The sequence below is a fragment of the Rhodococcus sp. YH3-3 genome (assembly GCF_001653035.1).
GTDB classification, from domain to species: Bacteria; Actinomycetota; Actinomycetes; order Mycobacteriales; family Mycobacteriaceae; genus Rhodococcus_F; species Rhodococcus_F qingshengii.
The window spans coordinates 1-2,098 of the sequence record NZ_BCWH01000017.1 but is presented as its reverse complement, the minus strand read 5'-3'; the positions used below and the strand labels follow the sequence as shown (position 1 = coordinate 2,098).

Here is a 2,098-nt window from a genome sequence, read left to right as displayed (position 1 = left end):
GTCTACTTCAGTCCCGCGTCAACAACGTCCATACCCACAACATCTAGTTGCTCCATCGAGGTTCTGTTGAAGCCCACCCTCAACAGGACACTTAATTACTCGATGGCGCAACCAGATCGACTGTCACACAACTAAATAACAACTGAACAAGGAATCATCCATGGCACACAACGGACCTGAATCACTGCCGAACCAACCGTGCATCGACCATCTAGCCGACACGGTGGATCTACGAGCAGACATCGCCAAGCTCGCACTAATCCTCGCGTTCGAGGACACGTTTAACGAGGTAGACGAGCGACTGATTACACGGGAAGAAGCTCTTGTCCGCATGGAGGCACTAGCTCCGCACATCTTGCATGGTGCATACCGGGGAGGTGCGGCATGAACGGACAACCAATCAAGCCAATTGCATTGAGACTGACAGATCATTCGATGGTCGAGCGCGTACAAGACCTGTCTGTTCAGCACGGATTGTCCCTCAATATGACGGTGAACATGCTGCTTGGTTACGCATTCAACAAGGTCGATGAGGAGGGCAAGGATTTCATACCAGTCACGGTTTTTGAGACGAAGGAAGGAGGCGAGTAATGGATGAAGAACAAACAAGTACGGGTTACGTCACTTATCTGATAGAAGACCAATGTAAAATATTGCTAAATATGTCAGACCAGCAAATCGCCGATGCTCTCAATGTTTCACGCCCTACTATGTCTGAGTGGCGCAAATCGCCATGGATGATGCCTGCTGGAAAAGTAGATAAGCTTGTTTACTATCTTGAGTCAATTAAAGCAATGATACTCACGACTGAATCTAACGGAAAGGATTCGTAATGCAAGATAATGAGCTTTTTGAGCTATGCAAGGAAGTGTATAGGCGATTACCTGAATGGGAAACAAGAGCTAACTACTATATGACCATTGGCGGAAAATCTACTATCTGGCACTGGCAAGATGCACAGGAGTTTGATAGGTCTGAGCGATTCCCTCTCTATACCTCCGACTACCTACTAGAGAAGTTGCCAGCAAAGCTAGCCTATAACAAGACTGAATATTTTTACTATCTTGAAAAGTTTGACGACGGTAGCTATGGCTCAGGGTACGGCTTCACCGACGAGGGTGGACATATTGATCATCCGATGATTGGCGTATTAACTGACAATGTAGCCCTAAAAGTTAACCTCAAGCTTGTCATCGCACTAGATGACGCAGGTCAGTTGGTTGCTGCGGAGACAACTGCATGAGCGAGCACTCCCCTACCTACGGTCACAACGAACCACCCCGGCCGTCCCGCCTAGAAACCGAGATCGCTGCCAAGTTCGCAGGTATCCCGAACGCTCAACTCATCCGCAAGATGGAGCACACTGAGGATTTTGGCTACGACGATGAGAGCGTCGAACTTACCCGCAGATTGCAGTTAGGTGGCCTCGCTTGGCGATGGGGCGGGGACTTCTACAGGCCAACGGTTGAGGTGTATAAGCCGGAGGTTGGTGATGGCGAATAACCGAATGGCCCTGCGGTGCAAGAAGTGTGGATCAGAGAAAGTCATCGCCAAGTACTACCCCGTTGAGTGGTCAGCTCGTCTCGAAGACTTCAAGATCGACGAGTGGTTCGAGATCCACGACCAGCACAGCAGTGTCGACTTTGACGGTGATCTCGGCATGGGTGCGCAGTTCTATGAGCTGGTATATGAGGTCAAGACGGAGGCGGGCAATGAGTAAGAACATCCATCTCAAGCAATGGAAGGCGTCCGGCCGTCGAGAACCTTGTTGCAAGATGGATGACGGCGCATACGGATTTAAGAAACGAAACAGGAAGCTGAGGCACCTGGTCAAGCACAAACTCACAGAATGAAAGAGGTGATATGAGTGAACTACACACAGCAGAAACAGCAGCAGAACAACTAGGCATCCCCCGCGAAGCCTTTTACGAGGATCAGTCACCTGACGCCCTGATCGAGTTGAGAGCGAACCTTCTACTTGAAGCGCAGCGCAACCTTGATGCAGCGTACGAGATCACAGATGTACTCGTTGCCTTCGAGATCGAGGCTAAGTGTATGAGGCACGGACGTTAGTTACGCGGTGCCGGCGGTAAGCGGC

6 protein-coding genes are annotated in these 2,098 nt (G+C 50.2%); all 6 read left to right on the top strand.

Going from position 1 to position 2,098, the window contains the following annotated elements; all coding sequences use genetic code 11:
* The first annotated feature begins 160 nt into the window (after window positions 1-160).
* The 6 genes from YH3_RS35850 to YH3_RS37075 all read left to right on the top strand — a co-directional run bounded on the left by YH3_RS35850 (window position 161) and on the right by YH3_RS37075 (window position 2,073).
* Window positions 161-388: a hypothetical protein gene (locus YH3_RS35850; protein ID WP_073513809.1), complete on the top strand. Its 228-nt coding sequence runs from the start codon at window positions 161-163 to the stop codon at window positions 386-388.
* On the top strand, window positions 385-591 hold the full coding sequence (locus YH3_RS35845) for a hypothetical protein (RefSeq protein ID WP_154100424.1): 207 nt from the start codon (window positions 385-387) through the stop codon (window positions 589-591). The genes YH3_RS35850 and YH3_RS35845 overlap by 4 nt, the downstream gene beginning before the upstream one ends.
* Entirely contained in the window at window positions 591-833 is a 243-nt protein-coding gene (locus tag YH3_RS35840; RefSeq protein ID WP_154100423.1) for a hypothetical protein, read from the top strand. Before YH3_RS35845 ends, YH3_RS35840 begins: the two co-directional genes overlap by 1 nt.
* On the top strand, window positions 833-1,243 hold the full coding sequence (locus tag YH3_RS34580; RefSeq protein WP_064445167.1) for a hypothetical protein: 411 nt from the start codon (window positions 833-835) through the stop codon (window positions 1,241-1,243). Before YH3_RS35840 ends, YH3_RS34580 begins: the two co-directional genes overlap by 1 nt.
* A 249-nt stretch (window positions 1,244-1,492) precedes the next feature.
* Window positions 1,493-1,720, top strand: coding sequence for a hypothetical protein (locus tag YH3_RS34570; RefSeq protein WP_125050704.1), 228 nt, complete (start codon window positions 1,493-1,495; stop codon window positions 1,718-1,720).
* Between the two features lie 143 nt (window positions 1,721-1,863).
* Window positions 1,864-2,073, top strand: coding sequence for a hypothetical protein (locus YH3_RS37075; protein ID WP_064445164.1), 210 nt, complete (start codon window positions 1,864-1,866; stop codon window positions 2,071-2,073).
* The last annotated feature ends 25 nt before the right edge of the window (window positions 2,074-2,098 follow it).

Excerpts from the sequence above, each read along its gene's own strand:
- YH3_RS35850 (WP_073513809.1), top strand. The coding sequence starts at position 161 with ATGGCACACAACGGACCTGAATCACTGCCGAACCAACCGTGCATCGAC.
- YH3_RS35845 (WP_154100424.1), top strand. The coding sequence starts at position 385 with ATGAACGGACAACCAATCAAGCCAATTGCATTGAGACTGACAGATCAT.
- YH3_RS35840 (WP_154100423.1), top strand. The coding sequence starts at position 591 with ATGGATGAAGAACAAACAAGTACGGGTTACGTCACTTATCTGATAGAA.
- YH3_RS34580 (WP_064445167.1), top strand. The coding sequence starts at position 833 with ATGCAAGATAATGAGCTTTTTGAGCTATGCAAGGAAGTGTATAGGCGA.
- YH3_RS34570 (WP_125050704.1), top strand. The coding sequence starts at position 1,493 with ATGGCGAATAACCGAATGGCCCTGCGGTGCAAGAAGTGTGGATCAGAG.
- YH3_RS37075 (WP_064445164.1), top strand. The coding sequence starts at position 1,864 with ATGAGTGAACTACACACAGCAGAAACAGCAGCAGAACAACTAGGCATC.